Source organism: Carboxylicivirga longa, from assembly GCF_050589825.1.
GTDB classification, from domain to species: domain Bacteria; phylum Bacteroidota; class Bacteroidia; order Bacteroidales; family Marinilabiliaceae; genus Carboxylicivirga; species Carboxylicivirga longa.
Genome location: NZ_JBNGOZ010000031.1, coordinates 22,766 through 46,669, shown reverse-complemented (window position 1 = coordinate 46,669; position 23,904 = coordinate 22,766). Strand labels below are relative to the sequence as shown.

Below are 23,904 nucleotides of genomic sequence, written 5' to 3'. Positions count from 1 at the left end.
ATGAAAAACAAAAAGGCTAATCAACAAAGATTAACCTCATATATTGTTCTTCATAAGTATCACTTCTGAAAGTGCCTGCCGTAATAAGCACGAAAAAAAGCCGCTCTAACAGAACGGCTTTTGAGATTATATGGCTTAGCAATTAGCTACTGTAGCTGTTTAACAAGCGAAAGAACAGCCTTGGCGCATCCTTCCTGTCCGCCTTTAAACGAAAAATACAAGTGGTAAACGCCGGTTTTACGACAGATGAACTGGAATGAATCATACAGTTTACCATTATGGAAATTACTACTAATAAGTTTATCGCCTTCCTTAAGCTGCATAATCATTTTCTCGGAATTGGAAGGGCCATTAACGATGTTAAACTTATACTGCGTATTACTATTCAGTAGCACCGTAAATTTTACGAAACCGGTTTTGGTGTCTTTCTTCTCTTTCACCATCTCCACTGAAAAATCTTTGATGTACTGGCTCGATCCCATTTCCTTCAGTGCCGTCTTAAGCAAATCATCACCACATTGCGCTGATGCACTAAAGGCACTTATTACAAAGAGAACTAGGAAACTATAAAATAATTTTTTCATGGTATCAATTTTATATTGGTCTGGGTTAGAACATTTGCAAAAATAACTTTTTTTCAAACACGCAGACTTTACGACACGATGAATTCTCTCAAGGACTTAATTTCGGCGTTTATATTTGCCACCTGCTCAGGTGTGATTTCTACGTGGCTAATTTCGTCCTGCACAATGATTAACTGACCGTCCTGCTCAATGGTTTTAGGCTCGGCAAACTCGGTTGTGATTTTAACCCCCTCGTAAGCAGCTCTTAACTTACCCAAGCGTTGTGCCAACTCAGCGAAATCAGGGTCGCTACCATAGTTTTTAATGATGATCTCGATGATATTAATAATGTCCTTTTGCTCGGCTAAACGATTAACCAGGCTCTCGTTATTAGTCTGTTCAATCACATTGCTTGTCAAATACAAACCTTCAATCCAGGCACCTGTTACGATCAGAGATGATACATTACTACGCTTCTGACTGCGCAGGTAAGAATCCATCTGGTTAAAGCTTGAAATAGAGATCTGCATCAGCGAATCCAGGTTATTATGGTTGGTAGCCATGCGCTTTAGTGAGTTAAAATCGAAGAACTGACCCACTTTAATGCCTTCCGAAAGTGTTTTAATAGCTACCAGGTACGATACTACAATATTGTTTTTATCAAAGGTATTGATGTAACCCAGGTCAGCACTGTAAACACCAAGGTTTAAAGCACGCTTGTAGCTGGTGTTGTAATCATCCACCTTGTCGGTGTTATTCAATATTTTCTGTGAGAAATCAACGCCGGTAGCTTTTATTATTGAAGCCATCTCCACCGGTGATGATATATTTTGAATAACATCGCTCATCACTTCTTCCGATAGCTCCAAAGTACCACTCTGAGCTGGGGCAGAAAGTGTTAACTCATCCTCACTACTTTTCTTCGATGAACCGGAACATGCGGACATAAGAAAAACTCCGGCAATCATCATGGTTAGGTAACTAAATTTTCTCAACATTATCGTACGTTTTAAATTTCGATTGAAGCAATTATACTCCATTAGATAGTAAAAGGTTACTTTTTAAACAGTTTTAATTCGCCAATGGCATCCATCCCTTTTTTCAGCAAGTCGAAATAAAGCACAGCATACAGCATTAAGGTGAGCAGCCATACCACGGCAATATTAAACCACAGTGTGTCATAAAAAGAACCGGCAAAATGCTTTTGCGGAGCAAAGAAATGCGTGCGGAAGGACACGGCCGATTCGGGTTCGGGTACCTGATAGATAGGATCTACTACCTGAATGAGTTTATCGCCATCGCGCAGTATCTTATTCTTATCAAAGGTCTTACGAACAATGTCCGATATACTCTCATTAAAATAGGCATTTCGCACGGCGTCGAACTTTTCGCGGTTATTGCGAATATTCTCCGACATAAAGCGATTAATGGTCTGATCGGCCAGGTTAAAAATATCACGGTAATGCGCCTTAAGCTGCTCGATATAGGCGCTTGCCTTATCGGCAACGGCCACATTAAATGCATCGGGATGCAACTGATCCAGCGCCTCAAACTTGATGGACGGAACCCGCTTCATCTCCCTGCCCAGCTCGTTGCGAAGCAAAGCCAGATCGTTTTTGCAGGTCTCACTGCTCACATCGGCCTTACGACAATTGTCAAGCACCTCCTCCAACTCGGGCAAATAATAGACATTCTTAAAATCAGAACTACTCTGCTTCAGCTCTACCTCGAAGATGTTCTTCTTAAAGTTATTGTGCTTGTACTGATGTACAATAAGTCCCTCGTAAATATAACGCGATGGCATCACCTCAGCAACCAGGGGCACTTTATCAATACTGGTAAAATCTTTGTTAAGCTTATCGAAGGTAAACATAGCACCACCCAGCACCATCTGTGGTATCATTACCAAGGGGATAAGAATGTATATGGTGACAATAGAATTGAAGGATGCTGACAATATTAAGCCCAGGATATTGGCAAAGGCTGATACTGAAAAAAGTGCTAACCAAAATTCAAAATTCATTCCTCTGATGCCCAAAATGGTGTTGGCCACAAAAACAAACAAAGTCATCTGAATAGCCGACATAACGAACAGGATCAAAACCTTAGATGCCAGATAACTGGAGCGACTCAGGTTCAGAAACTTTTCCCGTTTTAATATTTTGGCATCTTTAAAAATCTCTTCGGCACTGATTATCAACCCGAAGAAAAGCGCCACAATAATACCCATAAAAATATAGGGTGCAATATTCTCATTCTCGCGGAATACATAAACGTTAGATTCCGGATCGACGATATAGCGAATTAAATACGCCAGTATAAATCCCAGAAAGGGCGCTTCCAGCAGGTTAAGAAGGATGTACTGCTTATTACTGATTTTCGACTTAAAATCGCGTAGCGTGTAAATAAAAAACTGCTTGAACCACGAGGGTATATCCAATGATTTAGGTGGGGTAGAGGTAACCTGTTCCACCTCAGGCAGCTCAATGTTTTGCTTATAGTGTTCGTGCCACTCCTGCGGCGAAGTTTTACGCTTATTGGTATAATTACCATACTCATCAATTACATTGGCATCGATGATGTTGAAAATAAGCTCGGGGTTAAGATTACCGCAAGTAGCACACTCCCCTTGGTCACTGTTGATTTGCGCATCCAGCTGTTTAAAATAAATGAGCGACTCACTGGGGTTTCCGTAATACACAGGATATCCACCCGTATCAAGAATGTACATTTTATCGAACATCTTATAAATATCCGACGAAGGCTGGTGAATCACTACGAAAATGAGCTTTCCTTTCAGCGCCAGCTCTCGCAACAAATTCATCACATTCTCCGAGTCGCGCGATGACAAACCGGATGTGGGCTCATCGACAAACAGAATACCAGGCTCGCGAATCAGCTCCAGCGCAATGTTCAGTCGCTTGCGCTGTCCCCCGCTAATCATCTTATTCAGTGGAGAGCCCACTTTAAGGTTACGCCGCTCATACAGCCCCAGACTGGTGAGGGTATTGTTCACCATGGTCTCAATCTCGTCCTCCGCCTTGTCCTTAAAGCACAGTTTGGCATTGTAATAGAGATTCTCATATACCGTCAGCTCTTCAATCAGCAGATCATCCTGCGGTATATACCCAATTACACCTTCTACCTTATCCCGCTCGTGGTGCAGGTTATAACCATTAATAAGTACCTCGCCCTGTGTGGGTGTTTCATTACCACAAAGCACATTGAGCAGAGTGGTTTTACCGGCACCGCTGGCCCCCATTATACCAATGAGCTTACCTTGCTCTTCTGCAATATTAACGTTGCGCAAGCCGATGCCTCCCGTCTTAAACTGGAAGCCCACATCATTGACCTCATAAGAGATTTTTGACACGGCCGAATCGGACATAAAGCGCGACACCACGTCAGTATAATAAACCGGCTGTCCTTTGGGTAACTTCACAAAACTACCTTTGGGAAACAGATAGATGCGACGGTTATTAATAAGCAAACCATTCAGGAAAATATCCTGATTACCGGTGTAACGAACGAAATAAAGCCCGGCACTATTGACCCTTAATATCAATACATTGCCATCAATATCACCCGCTTGAATATGCTTGGCCTTTTCAAATTGGGGAGCCTGATGATTGACCACTAACACATCATCCAAGTCAAGCTTCGACAAGTCATTATTAACCGTATAGGTTTCAATGGCCTCAATCTCGTCCTGGGGCAACTTAAACACATCGGCCACGGTATTAATAATGGCCATTCGCTGTTCGGTAAACTTTCGGTCGGCATTAACGAGCTCGTACAAACGAAGCAGCACTACTACCTTTTGCTCCTTATTGAGCTTCTTATTAATCTTCTTACAGATTCCGAGAATCTTCACGGAATCCTTCATGGAAGTTAGTTTAACTTTGCCTTCCTTATCGTCTCGGCCCAGCTTCGAATCTTTAGAAAATTTTAAGAAGAGCGAATAATATTCTTCAACAGCTTCGGCATTGAGTTGCTGCTCAAGGAACGTTCTTACATACTCTGTCTCATTCGCTTCAACACCACCATCCTGTTTGGCAATCAAGCCAAACAGTTGCATCAGTGCTTTCAGAATCTCTTCACTCATACTTCAATATTCTCTAAAAAATAAATGTTCTAGTCGGTGTAGGAAATATAATCAAATGGAATTTCAACAATGTCGGCATACTCCTCGCCGGCTTCTTGCATATCTTCTTCCTCTTCGTGATAATGCCATTTGATCACCACATCATGGCCATTCTCAACAATCTCTTCAAACTTCAGTAGAATATCCAGAATAACCTTTGACGAAGCGGTATTAAAATACTCCAGTTTAAAATTAAACTCTGTTTTATCGGCCGGTGCTTCGGCATAGCCGTCAATCCAATTCAGGATGGGTTCATAAAACATGTTTACATCTTCGGGTAAAGAACGACCCGAGATTTCGAATTTACCATTGTCCTTATCCAGAATTACATTTGGGGTATCGTCAGTGCCCGCAATATTAATTACTTCCATATTGTTTTATCCGATTAGTTACGTTCTACAGTTGATGTTAAGATAAAAAAGCTTACCTCTTCATTAAGTTTCTTAAACTCAAAATTGAGCTTACCACCGGTTTTTTTGGCAATATCGATAAAACCAAGACCGGCACCTCCCTTTTCCGATATCCGTCCTTCACGCATCTGCTTTTTATATAGCTCTGATAAACCCTTCTTATCTAGACTATTCACATGCTCCAGACTGGCTTTTAATTCAGGGACCTTTTCGTTTTTAATAACATTACCTGTAATAATGTTATAGCTACTCTCGCCATGACTTACCATCACGATGCCGCGACGTCCGTCCTCTTCCTCATCCAGCGAATCAGCGTGCTTACTAATGTTCTGAAGACACTCTACCATCACATTGAATACTTTGCGTTGCACCGTATTCGATTCCTGGCTTTTCTCCAGACTTCTTTCGGTTAACGAAGTAAAGGTCTTTGTAATTTCCTGGGTCACTTCGCCCTCGTAAACCAAATTGATTTCATTGGTTTTCATGGTCTTGTACATCTGATATGCAAAGTCCAGAAAACCATGGTTTTCTTTAATCTTATCCATACTTTGAAGTGTGTTTTGCTTACTACTTCTCTATCTTATGAAGATAACATGAAATGCAAAAGTAGAAAGAACAATGAAATTAACATGGCCTTTCTCCCATTGATTTTTACACTTCATGACCGATATTTCTTATTCACACTGGTCATCTTCGACAAGATAGAAATTTTCTTACGCTACCTATCTGTGCTGTTACGCAAAAACCAGATAATTGTTTGAATATTTTCCGCAAATTGACCCTTTGCCTTGACCAATGATCAAATTCCCATACAGAAATAGCTCACATACAGTAAAATAATGAATTATCTCACAGGGCATTAATAAGCAAAAAAATTAGCCAGGCGACTCCCAGGCTTGAGATTGCGCTGATCGAAATAAAGCATCCAATACCTTCTGATTTAGAACCGCATCATTATCCTGAACTAAAAAATCCTCGCGCGATGATAAGCAATCAGCAAAAGCATCAAACATAAGACCATACTGATCTACCGGATCGAGGAATACATCACGGGTGCCATTGGCCGCATCTACGGTTACTTTTGCTGCCACATCATGATGACTGTTGAAGGGCAGATGCACGGTTATGCGACCGGACGATGCCAGAATATCTACCTGCTGAAAGGCCTGAGCACCGGTAGCCACAGAAAATGAAGCATGAGCCGTTCCGAAGTCAAGCAAGGCACTACTCAAACAATCTGTTTCAAACTGAGGATGGATATTGAGCATACCCATTACACGCTGTGGCTCTTTACCCAACAAAAATCGGGGCACTGACACCGCATAGCAGCCAATATCACGTAGTGCACCACCGCCATATTCTTTGATGTTGCGAATATTGGTTGGGGAAGCATTGTTGTATGTGAAAACGGTATGAATCGATTGTATTGAGCCAATATTATTGGTGCGTATAATTTCCTGCACCTTTCGCCACTGAGGATGATACTTATACATAAAAGCTTCCTGCAACAAAACATTGTTTTGCTGACAAATAGCAACAGCAGCCTCCGTTTCAGCGGCCGTCATACAAAGGGGCTTCTCGCACAATATATGCTTACCGGCAGCCGCTGCTTTGCTTATCCATTGGGCATGCAGATGATTGGGCAAGGGGATATATACGGCATCAATGTCCTTATCTGCCAGCAAATCTTCGTAGCTGGAATAGTGCTTTCCAATGCTCCATGAGCTGGCAAAATCGGCAGCTTTAACTGCATCTCTTGATGCTATGGCCTCAATACTCACCTTATCAAGCTTACTGACAGGCAATATAATACGCTTAAGGAAATGATTGGAAATACCCAAAACACCCATACGAAGTTGTTGCATAGCATTTTTATTTTAGTTCACCTGATAATTATATACATAGTTTTCCGCACCTCCCACAAGCAGGTTGAAGCGAGATGCTGATGACTTTAGAAAACCTATACTGAAACGAGATCGTCCTTTGAGGGGAAAGCCTTTATAGGTTTCTCCATCCGCGTTAAGCAGGAAGATACGAGTACCCTGCTTTTCTGATACACCGAACTTGGTATTACTCGCAGAAAACTGATAACGATCTACGTGCAGATTTATTTCTTCCTCAAAAGCCTTTTCGAACACCTCTTTGCCCTTATTCGTTAGACATGTAACCCGGTGCGGCTCTGTAATTAAATAATGAGGTGCCCCTTTCATGGTAAATGCACTTAATGCATGATCCCCATCAATATCCATAAGCTCACGCTGTCGTACTTTTCCGCTGGCCAGATCAATCTTAACCAACTGACCACTACTTGAAGTCGTTACCAGGCAGTCTCCTTTTTTATTTTCGCCTTCAATAAAATAAGGTGAATGGACATTTCTTATAAACTGTTTACTGAGCCTAACACGTTCGGCACCCCTTCTACTGCAAATGTAGTTGCGCTTATCATCAGCAAAGGCGATGTAATCTTTTCCATTAGAGCGAAAATGTTGAATGGGCATACTTACCCGGCCATCCGTTTTATCGAACCGCCAACCGGTGTTTATATTTCCATCGCCATCAAAGAGGTAAATCTTTCGATTGGCACAGGCCACAAAAAGGCGATAGTTACGATTGTTATCGTAATCAAAAACCGCCATACCATTGGTTGCCTCGGATGGTAGTCTCACAGGAAACTTCGCCACGTGATTACCATTTCGATCAAGCAGATAAAGTGATTTCTTCGTATTAAAAAGATACTGTAACTTATTGTTACGGTAATAATCTACCTGTGTAACCTCACTCAGTATGGGTCCGTCCAATGGTTTTTTCCAAAGTACACGCCCATTGTTACTCATCAGGTAAAGGTTATTTTTCTTATCCTGCACAATCACTTCACGTTCATTGGTGTAATGATTTTTGACAAGAGCAGGCTTAAGGCATACGGTAGAGTCAAGCAAGCTTTGCCACACGGTGCGGGGCTCAGATTCGCGAGCTGGCATATACTGCAAAAACCCTGTGGCATAAGTCATGTTTCCTGTACCACTCAGTTGAAAGCCTAAACCATAAAAATTGGCAAGAGCCTCTTTTTGATCATCTCCGAAATCACTGAATAAGGGAGCGAAGGCTTGCCCCAGCAATGGTTGAAAATGTGCGGTTTCACAAAACACAAACGCATTCTCGCGATTGGAGAAATTACGCAAAAAGGACTGATGCGTCTTGCTGTTGCTCAGTGTTTTATTCAGCATATTATCGTAAATAAACTGCTCAATTACCACGGGAGCATCAGCAATTAAAAGGTTATCCTCGTAAAAAGCTACGTACCTTTGCGGAACTTTCGGAAAGAGAACGCCCAACAAGTCCTTAATCATATCATCCGAGAAACCCCGGTAAATAGGGTAACGGATACCACTATCGGGCTGATACACTCGCGCCACACTTTGCCCTCTTCCTTCACCTTGCATCTGACGAAGCATCTCCAGGCATACGTCGCGGCCTACACTCTGACTTTTTAGCTTAAGAACAAGCAACCCATTGGCTTCGGGCTGCAGATAATTATAATCGCCAAAGGCGAGCCCCAGCTCTCCATTCAGCAAGTCAAAAAATTTATCCTCGGGATTAAACTGATACTTTTGTTCCAAACGATGCACCGCCTGCTGATAGGTGTCCCGGTTATTATCCTTATGAAAAGCAGCCACTCGCTTTTTTAGTTCACTTCCACTACCCAAGGAATAGGACATATAAGCGCGCGTATTTTGTGGTAATACTTGATGCAATTTACTACGCTGTGGCTTGGCATCGTTCATTAAATAAGGAAGAATTCCTTTATTGTTTCCATTGATAAAGCCGTTAAAAAGCAGAGACTTTTCATTGATATCTATATCAAACTCACCCCAGGTACTTTGCTGCTGAAGAATACCCATGCTCTGCTGAAAGGAAGCAGCAGCGAATGACTTGAGTACAGCCGGCAGACGCTCAAAATTAAAAAACACATTTAGCTTTGTGCCCGCACCAATTGTCTTATAAATCTGTTTAAAGTCGGCCGCATCGGTCCAGTTACTACCGGTTTGCTGCTGCCTAATGGAAGCCTCAATCAATAGACTGGAGCGACTAAGCAACAAAAGACCTTTGTTGATATTAAGATACCAATTTTGCCCCTTACCTGCGATATGATGAATACGTTGGGCATTATAATTACGGCTATTATGAGTAAATCCAAACTGAGACGCTTGTGTAACTATGCGCTCTATTTCACTTTCCTTCCGGCGGTTGGGCAACTCAAACATGAATAACGCACTTACCTGATCCTTCCCTTGAGGATGCAAGGAGCATTTAAGGGGACAAGCTCCAATAACATTGGAGATAGGAATACCTTCACTAGTCTTGAGAGAATCAAGGCCTGTCAAGTACTTCCGCAATCCACCTCCAAGCGCAGAATGTTGCAACTCCTGACCATACGCAATGGTATTATGCATGGCCTCGCTGATAAATTCAAGACTCTCGGCTTTAATGATAATAGCCACATCTGCAGGAATAGCTGACAATGCACGTCCATTATCGTATTTTTTATCACGATTTACCTGAAATAGAATATATCCGAGTAGTAAACAACAAATAGCAACAGTAGCCAGCGCCCAGCCTTTCTTCATACAAAAACGTCAGATTGGTTTAACAAACATGTGAACTTACGATATAAGTGCGTTTCTACAAAACTAATTTTGATAACTTACATGCGCAAATATCACTAACAATTTATAAGCCATCATTGCCTGACGAAAAGATGTTGTGGCTATCATCGCGAACCCCTGTCTTAATATCACAACAACCAAGAATAGAATGAAAAAGCAAGGATGTAGTGAAGTGCTTAGCAGAATTCTCTTTGGCACTTCGATACTTTGCCTTGTTCTTACTTTTAAACTTCTCTGACATCCATATGAAGCAAGCGGCATCGTGCAATACATGATGTTCTGCAGCATGCAACCACATCCCATCCTCACCAAGTAACTCACCATGATCAGACATATAGATCATAATCGCATTATCATCTTCCAAACGTTTGATAAGCTCATCAATAAAATAGTCCATAAACAGGATAGAATTATCGTAAGCATTAATAATTTCATTACTAGAATTATGATGAATCGATCGTGATTTTGTAACGGGTACAAAATGCTTAAAGGAGTTGGTATATCGATAATTGTAATACCAATGTGAACCGATGGTATGTAAACAAGCAAATGTCCTTTGACCATCAAAGGGCATAATCTCGTCTAAATGGGCAAGAATATTTTCATCTGTCCATTTCTTATCGGAATAGCTACTGGAAGTTAGCGCAACGTTCTTGTACCAATTTGCTGACTTAGCAAATCCATCATAAGTATAATCGGGCGTCTGGTTGCCTAACCAAAATGTCTGAAAACCACATCGATTCAATATGGAGATGATGGATTCTTCGGTATAAGCGAATTCAGCGCTATTAATATCTGCGCGAGTAAGCAACTGAGGCACAGATGCCGCAGTGTAACTATGTAACGACCTCGTTTTGCTAAAAGAAATAATTTCACGTTGAGACAAACGGGGTGTAGTGTTTCGATGGTAGCCGTTAAACCCGAGATGATCATTGCGTACAGCCTCACCTAATACCAAAATCACACGCAGTGTATCCTTACCACTGACAATAGCATCCAGACCAACATCCGTTCTTGGCAAGGCGTTTAAATTTTTAATTTTCAAATACTCCTGAGAAGCTCCCAGCAAAGTGAATGGAGCTCTGTTTATCATGGTATTCGCCCGAAGGGCATTTGCCATAATGCAAGGTAAAATAAGCACTACTGAGATTATTATATGTAATAATATACGACGGCGAAATAACGGACTAATATTAAGACGTAAACGCATGATAAATCCAATTGCAAGAATACTTGCAACGGCAAAAAACAATAGTTCTACAGACATAAACTCACGACTTACTTGCCAGTCTGTATTCAAAACTGCATCCACCACTGCACCCGTTATAGTAATATTATAAAAAAGCAGATAATAGCCACTTAGCAATGTCAGAAAAACAAAGGGTGGAAATGCAATAATGAATACATATCGATTAATACTTATGGCATACAGGATACCCATTATACCTCCCACCAAAATAGCAGCATGGAGAAAATACGAAATACCATCTGCAAGAGATTTTAGTGGAATACGAATATAATTGCTAAGCCCAACAATTACACTAACTGATAAGATGGAAATAAGATACACAATGCTCCATTGCATGCATTTTTCTGACTTTGCCATGAATACTCTTAAAGAAAATTCGTTCATTTAAATAGAGTCAATCGTCTCTATCGCACTATTAAAACTTTAATAACATCACTCTCGGAACCATCTTCACTGGCTACATAAATGAGGTACACGCCGGTTTTTACTTCTTTACCATTATAATTGCGACCATTCCAATAGGCCTTACCTCCCAACGAGCGCGTCTCATAAACCAGCTTACCACTGATCGTTGTTATCTTAACACTACTATTCTCCATCAATCCTGTAATGGTAATATCACCTTTAAAATCTTCGCGCACAGGATTGGGGTAAGCATACACTCTACTAAAGCTGTCGGTGCCTTGGGTAGCTTTTGCCTTGTATGACACAATTCCCTTGGCTGTACCGATAAAAACCTCCCCACTAACCGGATCAATAGCCACACTGGTAATGCTATTGGAGGGCAAAGGACTATTACTCATATTAAAAGTGGCGAAAGTTTTCAAACCATCCGCCGATACCAGGTAAAGACCGGAATCCTCCGTACCAATCCATTTGCGATCAGCTCCATCAACAGCAATACTGGATATTCGTTCTTTCTCCAGTAGGTAATCCACCAGATTACTGCCATCGTTGCGAGGTACCTTTATGCGGCTCGCGACTGGATAGGGCTCGGAGAAAATAGCCCACGGTCGATAATAAACTAATATACCCTGATCGGTTCCCAGCCAGATATAGCCATTTTTATCTTCGGCCATAGATAACACTGTGCGGGTAATCTCGGTTTTGTTTTCATCCCACAAGCGAAGAACACCTTTATTTCTAGGGTCATTTCCATAACCAACTGCAGCACCACTCCTGTACTCATCATCGTCGTCATCGAGCAAGGTCCCTTTTGTATCAATTACCATAATACCTTGTCGCTCACCAATGGCTCCTCGGGGTATGGGAATCCATACCTGATCACTACTCGTAATCATAATCTGACCAGTACTATGCAGTTTATTAGCGGCAGCATAATCAAATTGATACCAATCATCACCTGACTTAACAACGATTCCCGCATCCACGCCGGCATTCATCATCCAGATGTTACCCTCACTGTCACTGGCAATCCCTCCGACACGAACATACTTCCGTGAATCGGGATAAATATCCTGCAAGCCACTATTGTTTTCATCGTAATGAACAGGTGCATCGCTACCACGCACTTCAAAAATACCTCCACCCCAGCTACACATATACACTAATGAATCGTTTACCGAACTGGAGCAGATCCGCAGTAAATCTCGAGCCGTAGAGGAGCTGCCACGCACACTACTAAGGTAACTACTCCAATGCCCTTGCCCAATGTTATAAACCGAATACTCTATAGTGCGATTCAGGTTGTTATTATCTGCCGTAAGACCGCCTGCTGTTGAATAAACGACGCCTCTACTCGCATAAACATCAAAGGTATGATTCGAATAAGGTCCATTAGCCACGTAAGAAATATCGATGCCATTGGCAACCTCAACCAACCCAAAATTTCGATCTGCTAAAAAGAAGACATCTTCAAATGGCGAATAGATAGCATCCTGTACTCGCAGATTACCATCAAAAGAATAGGATTCAATGACCTGGTCAATAAGATAGTTTTCATTATAGACCGTAACAAAACTCAAAGCTGCTACAACCAATTTACCAGCCTGACTGCGCATACTTTGAAAATTTCGCAAAGAAACTAATCCGTTCCACGAATATTGGTCTCCATACAAAATACGTGTTTCATCATTCGCTTTCTCCGCCATTACAAGGTCATTACCATGCTGATCGACAGCCACACAGGCGGCATATCCCGATGATACCAATTCCCATCCTTTATCATAAACAATTAAAGGATTATCCAAAGAAGCACGAAGCAAGCCGCGGTCAGTGGCCGCATAAATCTGTTCGTCGCGCACTAGCGTCTGATAAATTATCAAACGCTCTGAATTAACACCAAGAAAATATGTGTCAGTCACCTCATTTTTTTCAACATCAACGACGAGAAGTGCATAATCGGTGCTACAATATACTCTTTCACCATCCACATAAAAATGGTTAATGCGTTTGGAGCCCTGTATATTTTTAATTTTAAAATCGGGAATATTAATGGTACCCTCCTCACTTACAAGGTCAATATTCCCCGTGGCATAACCCACTATAAAAACATCATTTGACAATGCCTGCACTGCCGTGATATCAACATCGCTTAATCCATTTACACGGCTGAGTTTACGCACTTCTGGATTTAGTTTATCAAAAAGCATCAGCCCCATTTCAGAAGCAACTATTGCAAAATTTTCTGATTCAGCGATACTCTTAGCATTTCGATATGAGAAATGGTCACGCCACCGGCTTTGTCCTTCACTGAGAAATACAGCACTGAGAAAAAGCACTATTAACATCAGGTTTTTACTCATATGGTCTGTTTAAAAAATCAACAAGTTTAACAACAGCACGCCCCCGATGGCTTATCTTATTTTTCTCTTCCAGCGGCATTTCGGCAAAAGACATATTGTAACTTTCCGGCTGAAAAATGGGATCATAGCCAAAACCAGCATGCCCCGTCTGCTCGCTTAGTATATCGCCCTCAACACAGCCTTCAAACTGATGAAATTTACCATCGATGATTAAGGCCATAACAGTACGAAAACGTGCCTTACGATTGACTGCTCCCTCCAGCTCCTGAAGCACCTTTGTCATATTGGCTTCCGCGTCGCGAGCAGGACCGGCATAGCGAGCCGAATAAACACCAGGTGCTCCATTCAGGGCATCAATCTCAAGGCCTGTATCATCGGCAAAGCAATTCATTCCGTATCGATCGTAAATATATCTTGCTTTTTGCAGCGCATTGGCCTCCAATGTATAACCTGTCTCGGGTATTTCATCACTACAGCCAATATCCATCAGGCTAAGCACTTTAATATGCTGACCTAACAAGACCTGTATCTCGTCAAGCTTATGCTGATTGTTTGTTGCAAAAACCAATTCCATATATTTCCTATCTTACTTTTTTTAAACGTCTTCCTTACAAAAGTATTTTAATTCCTATAAAAAAAGACGATCCTCAACAAAGAACCGTCTTCCGCTAATATTATTTAGAGCTATTTATCAACCAAATCCACCGTAACCGTACTTCATCAAATCAGTTCTCGGATTAATGACCAAAACGGGCATTTTAGCACTATTGGCAATTATATATTGCTCGTAGGCTCCAAGCATATAATCATGAAAAGCAATGTCGCGGGTTGTCATCACCAACACCAGGTCAGCATCGATCTTTTCGGAAAACCGAATAGTCTCCTTTGAGAAAGACTCCTCACCATCAGACAGCACTAACTCATAATCAATACCCTTTTCATGCAGATAGTTTTTAGAAAATACCACATTGGCCTTCGTCCTGCTATCAATGATACCTTCCTTGGTAGCCGCGGCATACATATAAATCTTTGGCCGCGAGAATTGGTACATAAACTGAATCCACTTCAGCTTTTCCTTACTCTCTGACTTATAGTCGACCGGAAACACAATCTTTTGATAATCCTTACGCTTGGGAGGTGACTGAACCACCAGATAGGGGATTTTTGAGCCCACAATAACCTTCAGCGCCCAGCTACCGGTAAGCTTTTGTAATCCCTTCATGCCATGGGTGCCCATTACTACCAACAGACAATCCAGCTCTTCTACTACTGCGTTAATGGTTTTAAATATTGTACCCTCCCTTACCAAGGCAGAAGGTCGAACACCCCAGCTTTCTCCAATCTCATCGGCGCGTTTATTAAGTTTCTCTTCCAACGCAGCCATTTCCTCCTCTTTTTTGGCTATGTGCAATATATGAATGCTTGCATCCAGCTCATTACCCACCTTAATAGCATGCTGCACGGCATTATCGGCTACCTCGGTAAAGTCATACGGAACCAGAATTGTGTTCTTTTTTGTGTCCATAAAAAGCTCTCCTGAATGTTCTTTATTAACGGAATAAATATAGTACTTTTGATTCTAATTGCAAGTAAGAGGCGATAGCAAAATATTATGTCGAAAAAAGCAATCAACATATCACTTTCTAAATTACTACGTTTCAAAATATATTACTTAGTCGCCTTAGTGTACGCAGCAGCGCCGTTTTTGTTCGCAAAAAATGCAGCCCCACAAAATCCCCCACTTCAAGTATGGTTGGAAACACCGGATAACAAAACACAAATACTAAATGGGGAAGGAGTAAAAATCGATCAAAAAACCTTTGCCATCTATTGGCATAGCGATAGCTCCTTGCTGTATAAGTACCGCTTGGTACCGCACACACAACAATGGAGCAGTTGGTCGAAGCGTAATGCTGCTACTTTTTTCAAGGTGAAGGAGGGCACTTACCGTTTCCAGCTTGAACTATCCAATGGCAACAAACATGAGGCCACCGTACTTATTGACCTGCCTTTTTGGAAGCAAACAATGTTTTATATTGCCCTCATTGTGCTCATCAGCTTCATGATCTTTGTGGTAATCATAATTGCCTTTAAACAGCGTATACGCCTCCTAACTCATAGCATTGAAAACGAAGTAAGAAAAACCTTTCGTATTAGAGACAAAGCCAACCAAAGAACGCAAGGCACAAAAACTAACTCCGCAAGACAAACCCGCACCCGATCGCGAAAATACAAGAAGGTAACTGTTCTATTTGCCGATATACAAGGGTTTACCAAGATAGTGGAACACATTAATCCTGAAACACTGGTAGATGAACTTGATCGTTTCTTTATTCAGTTTGATGCTGTCGTAGAAAAATACAACATTGAAAAGATTAAAACCATTGGCGATGCCTATATGTGTGCCGGTGGCATTCCCAATATCAATCGTACCAACCCAATAGAAGTTGTACTGGCAGGGCTGGAGATGCAGAAATTCATGCAGGATAGTCGTGCTGAACAAAAAAGCGAACTGGGCTTTTGGGAGCTACGCATTGGCATACATACAGGACCTGTAATCTCAGGAGAGGTAGGCACCAAAAATGTATCTTTTGACATATGGGGCGACACTGTCAATATTGCCTCACGAATGGAAAGCTCAGGAATGGCAGGCATGATTAACATAACAGGCGTAACCTACGAACTCATTAAAGACTTTTTCATTTGCGACTATCGCGGTAAGATGCCTGTAAAATATAAAGGCGAAACAGATATGTACTTCGTACGGCGCCTAAAACCGGAACTATCGGCTGATGAAACAGGGGCGTTGCCCAACCGAAAATTTCGTATAAAGCTTCAACACATACGCCTGGGCGATTTGGAAACATTTATTTTGAACAAACTGAACAATGAGCTGTCTGAAAATATACAGTACCACAACGGAGCCCATACCAAAGATGTACTAACCCGCGTGGAGATTCTTGCCCGCGGAGAAAAGGTTAGCTCGGAAGACCTGCTTCTACTTAAAACGGCAGCATTGCTGCACGATGTAGGCTTTTTAGTGGAATATGACAATCATGAAGACAATAGCATTAAATTTACTAAGGAAATACTACCTGGCTTTAAATATGAAGATGATCAGATTGAACAGGTTGTTGAACTAATTAATGCCACTCGCCACGAAAACAAGCCACGAAACTACCTGGAGCGTATTTTAAAAGATGCCGATTTGGACTATTTGGGTCGAGCCGATTTTATCTCCCTTTCCGACAAATTATATAAAGAGCTGAACACTTACAACGGAAAAATGAGTATTAAAGAGTGGAATCAGCAACAATATGAATTTATTGGATCACACACCTATTACACAGCAACGGCACGTGAGCTAAGGCAAGTTAACAAGACCCGTCAGCTCCAAAAATTAAAAGCTCTGGTAGATAATAAATAAGACGAATAAGCATAAAATATCTATATTTGCTTTATTCTTAAAACTAACAACAGGAAAATGGCTAAGAATTTCGATACGGAAAATAAACTACCCAACATGATTGGGCCAGGCACCAAAATCAAAGGTGATATTGAGACCAACGGAGATATTAAAATTGATGGCTCCATCGATGGTAACATTATCTCTAAGGGAAAGGTATTGGTGGGACAAAACGGCATTGTTACCGGCGAAGTGAAATGCACTAACTGTGATATTTACGGCTCATTCGATGGAAAACTGACCGTTACCGAGCTATTATCGCTCAAAGCCTCCAGCAAACTGCATGGCGATGTTAAAACAAGTAAACTTTCCATTGAACCAGGCGCTGTATTCACCGGCACTTGCAATATGGATGATAAAGTAACACCTGCGGGTACCGCCCCATCAAATGGCAAAAAATAACACCCCTACTCCGCGTACTCACTAGGTCTTGCTTATCCCTTTAAAAGACCTGCTGCCAGAATACTGACATCAGAACCATGGGCAGCACTTTACTAAAATAAACAGAGAAGGTGAGGGCCTGCTTGATTTCTGTCGGGCACCTACCTTCTTTTTTATTACGCATTTGCAGGCATTCTAAAAACCCTCAACAGCATTAGCTTTATCTTCTTGATAATGTTAAACTTAAAGCTATCCTTCCTTTTTGTATATCTGTTTCTTTTCTTAAATCCTCAGGCCTCTGAAAACAAAAGAGATATACTATTGTTGTTTAATGAACTATTTCGCACTTATCAATGGCGGACATAATCATTAAAATTCGCATACTGAAATACGAATCATAAACTGCAAACCGCTTGAAGCAAACGATAAAACTACTATTTGCAGTACTGACGCTATGTGTGCTACCGTATAGCACATATGCCTCCGATACTGTGGAGACTCATTCCGAAGAGGAATTTGATCCCATGGCAATGATTATGCATCATATTGCAGATGCCCATGAGTGGCATGTAATTTCTTACAACAATAGTGAAGGTCAAAAAACAGATATCACCATTCCCTTACCCATCATCCTTATTGATGATGGCCTGCAGCTGTTTATGTCTTCAGCTTTTGACCACGGCAAAAAAACTGTTCAGCAAGGCAAAAACTATTACAGCCTCTACCACGGAAAGATCTATAAAACCGATGCCGAAGGCACCCTGAACTTCGATGATAAGCATGAGGTATTAAACGAAAAACCCTTCGACCTTTCCATCACCAAGAATGTAGCTTCCATGTGGATCAGCGTTCTAATAATCATTGGGCTTTTTACAAGGGCAGCGCAACTTTACCGCAAAGAAGCAGGCGCACCCAAAGGGATACAGTCCTTTCTGGAACCCCTGATATTATTCGTGCGCGATGACATAGCCTATGAGCAGATGGAAAAAGAGAAAGCAGATAAATTCCTGCCCTTCCTACTCACCCTTTTCTTTTTTATATGGATTAATAACCTCATCGGCTTAATCCCATTCTTTCCGGGCGGAAGCAACCTCACAGGAAACATCTCATTGACCATGGTGCTGGCACTCATCACCTTTTTTGTAACCAACCTCAACGGCTCAAAAAGCTATTGGGCACACATCTTCTGGATGCCGGGCGCACCCATTGCAATACGCCCTTTGCTTGCCATCATAGAGTTTGTTGGGCTGTTCACAAAACCATTTGCCTTGATGATTCGTTTATTTGCCAACATCTCGGCCGGTCATATCATCATCCTGAGTCTTATGTCATTAATCTTTGTCATGAAGTCACTGGCTATTGCTCCTGCCTCAATACTAATGGGGCTCATGATGTTTATGTTGGAATTATTAGTAGCAGCATTACAAGCATATATATTCACACTCTTATCGGCTTTGTTTATAGGCATGGCCGTAAAAAGCGAAGAACATTAAAACTAATCTATAAACAGTAATCATATGGAAGGTTTATCATTAACCACAATTGGACTCGGCTTAATTATTATTGGAGCAGCCTATGGTATTAGTCGCATAGCATCAAGTGCCATGGAGGCGATGGGACGACAACCCGAGATAAGCTCTAAAATACAAACAGCAATGATTATTGCTGCGGTACTTATTGAGGGCGCCGCCTTGTTTGCCATCGTAGTAGTCTGGATGAACGGTTAATAAAACAAAAGGATTATGGGATTTTTAACACCAGATCCTGGCTTGGTATTTTGGTCTGCCATTACCTTTGGGCTATTGGTTTTTATCCTAAAACGCTATGCCTGGAAACCGATATTGCACGCCGTTAAGTCGCGCGAGGAAACCATTGAGTATGCGCTGGCAGCTGCCGAAAAGGCCAAAGCGGAGGTGGAGGACATAAAAGCCACCAAGGTAGCGATTATGAACGAAGCCAAGGTAGAGCGCGAAGCCCTGATAAAACAAGCACGGGAATTAAAACAAACAATGTTGCAGGATGCAAAGAACAAAGCACAGGAGGAAGCAGATAAGATCATTACCACTGCCCGCCTTCAGATCAAGCGCGAGAAAGATGAAGCCATCCTTCAACTGAAAGAAAAAGTAGCTGAGTTTTCGGTGGACATTGCCGGCAAACTGCTGGAAGAAGAGTTAAAGGCAAGCGATAAGCAGCAGGCCATTATTGATAAATACTTGCACGAGGTTAACTTTAATTAAGTCAGGTAATACATCAGGGAAGCTTTAATCCTTTTGAATAAGGGAGTTAAAACAATTGCTAACATAAACAAATGAACAGAAGTTTAATAGCCAACCGATACGCCAAAGCGCTTTTTATGCTCGCCCAGGAGCAGCAGGTGCTTGATGACGTGTATCAGGATATGAAGTTACTACTAAACTACTGTAAGGAAGCCGAGGGGTTTATTGAATTATTGTATAGTCCTGTAATTAAACCTGGACAAAAGAGAAAGGCCTTTCACTCGGTGTTAGACGGGGCTATTTCTATCAATTCACGGAATCTGGTGGATTTGCTCATTACCAACAAACGCGAGGTTTTGCTCGAAGATATCAGCAGGCAGGTCGTAGAACTTTATAAAAGTGATAAAGGCATTAAAACAGTTACCGTGTTTACGGCTATCGCATTGAACGATTCACAGTTTCAGGCGCTAAAGCAATTCCTGCATGACCATTTAAGGGCATCTATTGAATTAACTATAAAAGTGAAGCCTGAACTACTAGGCGGTTTCATTCTTATGGTAGATGGTAAGATGGCCGATGCAAGCATGAGTTCAAAACTGAAAAAAATAAAAAGGCAATTGCTGAGTTAAACACATTAAATTGAATTTCGCATGGATACCATAAAACCCGCTGAAGTATCGGATTTATTAAAAAAGCAGATCGCCGGCTTCCAAACAGCCACCGACCTTGAGGAGGTGGGCACCGTGTTGCAAGTAGGCGATGGCATAGCCCGCGTATTTGGCCTTACCAATGTGAAGTCTAACGAACTGGTGGAACTGGAGTCGTGTATGGGGGTGGTGCTTAACCTGGAGCAGGACAATGTTGGAGTTGTGCTTTTTGGCAGTGCACAGGCCGTTAAAGAGGGTGACCTGGTAAAACGAACCGGACGCATTGCCTCCATCAATGTGGGAGAAGGGCTTGTTGGCCGGGTGATCAATGCAATTGGTGAGCCCATCGACGGAAAAGGTCCCATACAAGGTTCTGTCTTTGAAATGCCCCTGGAACGCAAAGCCCCACAGGTAATCTATCGTCAGCCGGTTAAAGAACCTTTGCAAACAGGGCTGCTGGCTATTGATGCCATGACACCCATAGGCCGTGGTCAGCGAGAATTGATTATTGGGGATCGTCAAACGGGCAAAACAGCAATTGCCATCGACACCATTATTAATCAACGCTCGTTCTACGAGGAGGGAAAGCCGGTTTTTTGTATATATGTGGCCGTGGGACAGAAAGGAAGTACGGTAGCTCAAATCGTAAACACTTTGCAGAAGCATGGCGCCATGGAATATACCACTGTGGTATCTGCACCAGCTGCCGACCCTTCGGCCATGCAATTCTATGCACCCTTCTCGGGCACTGCCATAGGTGAGTACTTTCGTGACACAGGGCGCGCCGCTCTCATCGTTTATGATGACCTTTCCAAACAGGCCGTTTCTTACCGCGAAGTAAGCCTTTTACTGCGTCGGCCCCCTGGGCGCGAAGCCTATCCGGGTGATGTTTTCTATCTGCACAGCCGCCTACTGGAGCGAGCAGCTAAAATTATTGAGTCAGATGAGATTGCTGCACACATGAACGACCTTCCTGAATCGCTGCATGGTCATGTAAAAGGGGGAGGGTCACTAACAGCATTGCCCATTATTGAAACACAGGCAGGCGATGTATCGGCCTACATACCCACCAATGTAATCTCCATTACCGACGGTCAGATATTCCTTGAGAGTGACCTCTTTAACGCAGGTGTGCGACCAGCTATTAACGTTGGTATCTCTGTATCGCGCGTTGGCGGAAGTGCACAGATCAAACCCATGAAAAAAGTGGCGGGCACCCTCAAGCTTGATCAGGCTCAATACCGCGAATTGGAGGCCTTTGCCAAATTTGGTTCTGACCTGGATCCGGCCACCATGCTGGTGCTTGACAAGGGCCGTAAGAATGTGGAGTTACTGAAGCAGCAACAGTACCATCCCATAAAAGTAGAAGAACAGGTAGCATTAATCTACTGTGGTACCAAAGGACTATTGAAGGATGTACCGATAAGTGCAGTGAAAGAATGGAAAAAAGAATTTATCGAAAGACTCGAGCTGCATCACCCCGACTTGTTGCAGTCCATCAAAAACGGCACTTATAACGATGATGTAACCACCAAGCTAGAGGCAATTGCCAGTGATATTGCCCATAAATACCTAAGTGAAGAATAGACCATTATGCCAAGCTTAAAGGACATACGTATTCGGATTAACTCGGTAAAGACGACACGACAGGTTACCAGTGCCATGAAAATGGTATCGGCAGCCAAGTTTAAGAAAGCTCAGGACGACATTTCCCACATACGTCCTTTTGTAGATCGTTTGGCCGGCATTATCTATAAACTATCCGGCGCACTCGAAGATAACTTTGAGGTGATCTGGTCAAAAGTACGTCCACCTCATAACATTCTCATTGTGCCCATTGCATCTAACCGTGGCCTGTGCGGCGCTTTCAATACCAATGTAATTAAAGAAGTAGAAAGGCTCTGTAAAGTGAATTTCAGGGCACAGAATACTCTTGGCAAAGTAGATATATTGGCCATTGGCAAGCAAGTACAAAAGGTATTGAAACAAAGAGGCTACAGGGTCATACAAGATCATAACGAAGTTTATACGCATCTTAACTTTGATAAGGTGATTGACATAGCAAGTGAGCTTATGAACGCCTTTGCCACCGAGAAATACGACCGCATCGTGCTCGTATACAACGAGTACAAGAATGCCGCTGTGCAAATTATGCGCTCTGAGCAATTCCTGCCCATGGAATTGCCCAATGCCGAGGAGGCCCAGATCCTTTCTAGCGACTACATAATTGAACCAGACGTACCCACTTTTATTAAGCGTGTAATTCCCGATGCTCTTAAAACCATGTTTTACCGCGTTATTCTCGAATCGCTGGCCTCAGAGCATGGCGCCCGCATGACCTCCATGCACAAAGCCACCGATAATGCTACCGAAATGCTGGGTGAATTACAGCTACAGTATAATAAAGCACGTCAGGGAGCCATCACCACCGAGATACTGGAAATAGTTGGTGGCGCCGAAGCGCTGAAAAAATAGGCAAGGGCTTATCAAAGTTGCCATCCTAAGCCAACCGTAAGCACGGCACTAAAATTTTTGGCCGATGAATTAAATCCGTAGTAATTGCCGGACTGAATACCCTTCTTATAACCATTGAGCGAAGGGGACATGGTGGTTTTATAGTCATTGTTGTACACAGCATCCAAAGACCGTAAACCGAAACTTAGGAGTAAATCCACATTCAGAAAGAGCCTGGAAGAGAGAGCTTGATTGAAACCGGCACCCGCAACAAGGCCGTAATCCCATTGCTGAGTTTGTTCATTTACAAAATAGTCTTCATTAACAACCATTGCATAACTGGCATCAATAGGTTGATCTTGCACATACTGATAATCGTCTCCCGTTAAAAAATTGCTTCGAACAGCACCTTCCATATCAATATCTACACGATTGTTGAGCAGGTAGGCCAAATAAGCACCACCCTGTACATAAAATCGATTGTCTGCGGTGATGTACTTACGCACTGCCATCGGTAATACGAGATAATGATTACTCACCTCCATTGTATGGTGCTCTTGCATCATCCACATAGGCTCCGCATCTGTGTGAACTTCTTCATAAACGTTATCCAGGGCAATTCCCTTCCCTTCATAGTTCAGAGACAGTGATAAAGACCATGTGGGCTTGAAATAATGTTCGATACCCAGGCCCACCACAAAATCGTATCGCATATCCTTCAAAAAACGAGGCTCATACTGCCATTCGTCATAAACAGAAAAAGGTATCAACACATAGTTATAGGAGGGACTAATAAGCTTGTGTGGCGCCTCTGCATTTATAAAGTTGGCCGCGCCCACACCAGCATGCACGGACAAAAGGGTTTTTCGACCCTCATTTGTTTGGGCGAACAAGCCGTTAAAAACGAATAAATACAGCCCGATAAGGTATATATTTCTCATATAT

At 42.2% G+C, this 23,904-nt stretch carries 20 protein-coding genes; 8 read left to right on the top strand and 12 right to left on the bottom strand.

Going from position 1 to position 23,904, the window contains the following annotated elements:
- Nucleotides 1-146: 146 nt before the first annotated feature.
- The 11 genes from ACRD7A_RS18065 to ACRD7A_RS18015 form a co-directional block, all read right to left on the bottom strand.
- The gene (locus tag ACRD7A_RS18065) at nt 147-584 is read right to left on the bottom strand and encodes a hypothetical protein (protein WP_430812714.1); all 438 of its coding nucleotides are present in this window, start codon (nt 582-584) and stop codon (nt 147-149) included.
- A gap of 68 nt (nt 585-652) precedes the next feature.
- Nucleotides 653-1,561 (bottom strand): hypothetical protein, encoded by a 909-nt coding sequence (locus ACRD7A_RS18060; RefSeq protein WP_430812715.1) that lies wholly within the window; start codon nt 1,559-1,561, stop codon nt 653-655.
- 56 nt (nt 1,562-1,617) lie between these two features.
- Nucleotides 1,618-4,668, bottom strand: a complete 3,051-nt coding sequence (locus tag ACRD7A_RS18055) for an ATP-binding cassette domain-containing protein (protein ID WP_430812716.1) — start codon at nt 4,666-4,668, stop codon at nt 1,618-1,620.
- 29 nt (nt 4,669-4,697) lie between these two features.
- Complete coding sequence (locus ACRD7A_RS18050) at nt 4,698-5,078, bottom strand: DUF1987 domain-containing protein (RefSeq protein ID WP_430812717.1); 381 nt, start codon at nt 5,076-5,078, stop codon at nt 4,698-4,700.
- 14 nt (nt 5,079-5,092) lie between these two features.
- Nucleotides 5,093-5,662, bottom strand: a complete 570-nt coding sequence (locus ACRD7A_RS18045) for a SiaB family protein kinase (RefSeq protein WP_430812718.1) — start codon at nt 5,660-5,662, stop codon at nt 5,093-5,095.
- A gap of 330 nt (nt 5,663-5,992) precedes the next feature.
- Nucleotides 5,993-6,982, bottom strand: a complete 990-nt coding sequence (locus ACRD7A_RS18040) for a Gfo/Idh/MocA family protein (protein ID WP_430812719.1) — start codon at nt 6,980-6,982, stop codon at nt 5,993-5,995.
- A 12-nt stretch (nt 6,983-6,994) separates the two neighbouring features.
- A complete protein-coding gene (locus ACRD7A_RS18035) occupies nt 6,995-9,742 on the bottom strand; it encodes a DUF3352 domain-containing protein (protein WP_430812720.1) in 2,748 nt (915 codons plus the stop codon).
- Nucleotides 9,743-9,845: 103 nt separating this feature from the next.
- The gene (locus ACRD7A_RS18030; protein ID WP_430812721.1) at nt 9,846-11,387 is read right to left on the bottom strand and encodes a phosphoethanolamine transferase; all 1,542 of its coding nucleotides are present in this window, start codon (nt 11,385-11,387) and stop codon (nt 9,846-9,848) included.
- Nucleotides 11,388-11,434: 47 nt separating this feature from the next.
- Complete coding sequence (gene porZ, locus ACRD7A_RS18025; RefSeq protein WP_430812722.1) at nt 11,435-13,795, bottom strand: type IX secretion system anionic LPS delivery protein PorZ; 2,361 nt, start codon at nt 13,793-13,795, stop codon at nt 11,435-11,437.
- Nucleotides 13,788-14,369, bottom strand: coding sequence for a non-canonical purine NTP diphosphatase (locus ACRD7A_RS18020; RefSeq protein WP_430812723.1), 582 nt, complete (start codon nt 14,367-14,369; stop codon nt 13,788-13,790). Before ACRD7A_RS18020 ends, porZ begins: the two co-directional genes overlap by 8 nt.
- A 117-nt stretch (nt 14,370-14,486) precedes the next feature.
- On the bottom strand, nt 14,487-15,320 hold the full coding sequence (locus ACRD7A_RS18015) for a universal stress protein (protein WP_430812724.1): 834 nt from the start codon (nt 15,318-15,320) through the stop codon (nt 14,487-14,489).
- 87 nt (nt 15,321-15,407) lie between these two features.
- Here ACRD7A_RS18015 and ACRD7A_RS18010 point away from each other — a divergent pair, with 87 nt between their 5' ends.
- From ACRD7A_RS18010 to atpG, 8 genes are all read left to right on the top strand, one after another.
- The gene (locus tag ACRD7A_RS18010; protein WP_430817963.1) at nt 15,408-17,222 is read left to right on the top strand and encodes an adenylate/guanylate cyclase domain-containing protein; all 1,815 of its coding nucleotides are present in this window, start codon (nt 15,408-15,410) and stop codon (nt 17,220-17,222) included.
- A gap of 57 nt (nt 17,223-17,279) precedes the next feature.
- Nucleotides 17,280-17,663: a bactofilin family protein gene (locus ACRD7A_RS18005; protein ID WP_430812726.1), complete on the top strand. Its 384-nt coding sequence runs from the start codon at nt 17,280-17,282 to the stop codon at nt 17,661-17,663.
- A gap of 392 nt (nt 17,664-18,055) precedes the next feature.
- Nucleotides 18,056-19,135 carry a F0F1 ATP synthase subunit A gene (gene atpB, locus ACRD7A_RS18000; RefSeq protein ID WP_430812727.1) on the top strand — a complete coding sequence of 360 codons (1,080 nt, stop codon included), beginning with the start codon at nt 18,056-18,058 and terminating at the stop codon, nt 19,133-19,135.
- A gap of 24 nt (nt 19,136-19,159) precedes the next feature.
- On the top strand, nt 19,160-19,369 hold the full coding sequence (locus ACRD7A_RS17995) for an ATP synthase F0 subunit C (RefSeq protein WP_430812728.1): 210 nt from the start codon (nt 19,160-19,162) through the stop codon (nt 19,367-19,369).
- A gap of 15 nt (nt 19,370-19,384) precedes the next feature.
- Entirely contained in the window at nt 19,385-19,879 is a 495-nt protein-coding gene (gene atpF, locus ACRD7A_RS17990) for a F0F1 ATP synthase subunit B (RefSeq protein ID WP_430812729.1), read from the top strand.
- A gap of 71 nt (nt 19,880-19,950) precedes the next feature.
- Nucleotides 19,951-20,487: an ATP synthase F1 subunit delta gene (atpH, locus tag ACRD7A_RS17985; protein ID WP_430812730.1), complete on the top strand. Its 537-nt coding sequence runs from the start codon at nt 19,951-19,953 to the stop codon at nt 20,485-20,487.
- A 21-nt stretch (nt 20,488-20,508) separates the two neighbouring features.
- A complete protein-coding gene (atpA, locus tag ACRD7A_RS17980) occupies nt 20,509-22,092 on the top strand; it encodes a F0F1 ATP synthase subunit alpha (protein ID WP_430812731.1) in 1,584 nt (527 codons plus the stop codon).
- 6 nt (nt 22,093-22,098) lie between these two features.
- Nucleotides 22,099-22,980, top strand: a complete 882-nt coding sequence (gene atpG, locus ACRD7A_RS17975) for an ATP synthase F1 subunit gamma (RefSeq protein WP_430812732.1) — start codon at nt 22,099-22,101, stop codon at nt 22,978-22,980.
- 11 nt (nt 22,981-22,991) lie between these two features.
- Here the strand turns inward: atpG and ACRD7A_RS17970 are convergent, their stop codons facing one another.
- Nucleotides 22,992-23,900, bottom strand: a complete 909-nt coding sequence (locus ACRD7A_RS17970; protein WP_430812733.1) for an outer membrane beta-barrel protein — start codon at nt 23,898-23,900, stop codon at nt 22,992-22,994.
- Nucleotides 23,901-23,904: the final 4 nt, after the last annotated feature.

Excerpts from the sequence above, each read along its gene's own strand:
- ACRD7A_RS18065 (WP_430812714.1), bottom strand. The coding sequence starts at position 584 with ATGAAAAAATTATTTTATAGTTTCCTAGTTCTCTTTGTAATAAGTGCC.
- ACRD7A_RS18060 (WP_430812715.1), bottom strand. The coding sequence starts at position 1,561 with ATGTTGAGAAAATTTAGTTACCTAACCATGATGATTGCCGGAGTTTTT.
- ACRD7A_RS18055 (WP_430812716.1), bottom strand. The coding sequence starts at position 4,668 with ATGAGTGAAGAGATTCTGAAAGCACTGATGCAACTGTTTGGCTTGATT.
- ACRD7A_RS18050 (WP_430812717.1), bottom strand. The coding sequence starts at position 5,078 with ATGGAAGTAATTAATATTGCGGGCACTGACGATACCCCAAATGTAATT.
- ACRD7A_RS18045 (WP_430812718.1), bottom strand. The coding sequence starts at position 5,662 with ATGGATAAGATTAAAGAAAACCATGGTTTTCTGGACTTTGCATATCAG.
- ACRD7A_RS18040 (WP_430812719.1), bottom strand. The coding sequence starts at position 6,982 with ATGCAACAACTTCGTATGGGTGTTTTGGGTATTTCCAATCATTTCCTT.
- ACRD7A_RS18035 (WP_430812720.1), bottom strand. The coding sequence starts at position 9,742 with ATGAAGAAAGGCTGGGCGCTGGCTACTGTTGCTATTTGTTGTTTACTA.
- ACRD7A_RS18030 (WP_430812721.1), bottom strand. The coding sequence starts at position 11,387 with ATGGCAAAGTCAGAAAAATGCATGCAATGGAGCATTGTGTATCTTATT.
- porZ (WP_430812722.1), bottom strand. The coding sequence starts at position 13,795 with ATGAGTAAAAACCTGATGTTAATAGTGCTTTTTCTCAGTGCTGTATTT.
- ACRD7A_RS18020 (WP_430812723.1), bottom strand. The coding sequence starts at position 14,369 with ATGGAATTGGTTTTTGCAACAAACAATCAGCATAAGCTTGACGAGATA.
- ACRD7A_RS18015 (WP_430812724.1), bottom strand. The coding sequence starts at position 15,320 with ATGGACACAAAAAAGAACACAATTCTGGTTCCGTATGACTTTACCGAG.
- ACRD7A_RS18010 (WP_430817963.1), top strand. The coding sequence starts at position 15,408 with ATGTCGAAAAAAGCAATCAACATATCACTTTCTAAATTACTACGTTTC.
- ACRD7A_RS18005 (WP_430812726.1), top strand. The coding sequence starts at position 17,280 with ATGGCTAAGAATTTCGATACGGAAAATAAACTACCCAACATGATTGGG.
- ACRD7A_RS17995 (WP_430812728.1), top strand. The coding sequence starts at position 19,160 with ATGGAAGGTTTATCATTAACCACAATTGGACTCGGCTTAATTATTATT.
- atpF (WP_430812729.1), top strand. The coding sequence starts at position 19,385 with ATGGGATTTTTAACACCAGATCCTGGCTTGGTATTTTGGTCTGCCATT.
- atpH (WP_430812730.1), top strand. The coding sequence starts at position 19,951 with ATGAACAGAAGTTTAATAGCCAACCGATACGCCAAAGCGCTTTTTATG.
- atpA (WP_430812731.1), top strand. The coding sequence starts at position 20,509 with ATGGATACCATAAAACCCGCTGAAGTATCGGATTTATTAAAAAAGCAG.
- atpG (WP_430812732.1), top strand. The coding sequence starts at position 22,099 with ATGCCAAGCTTAAAGGACATACGTATTCGGATTAACTCGGTAAAGACG.
- ACRD7A_RS17970 (WP_430812733.1), bottom strand. The coding sequence starts at position 23,900 with ATGAGAAATATATACCTTATCGGGCTGTATTTATTCGTTTTTAACGGC.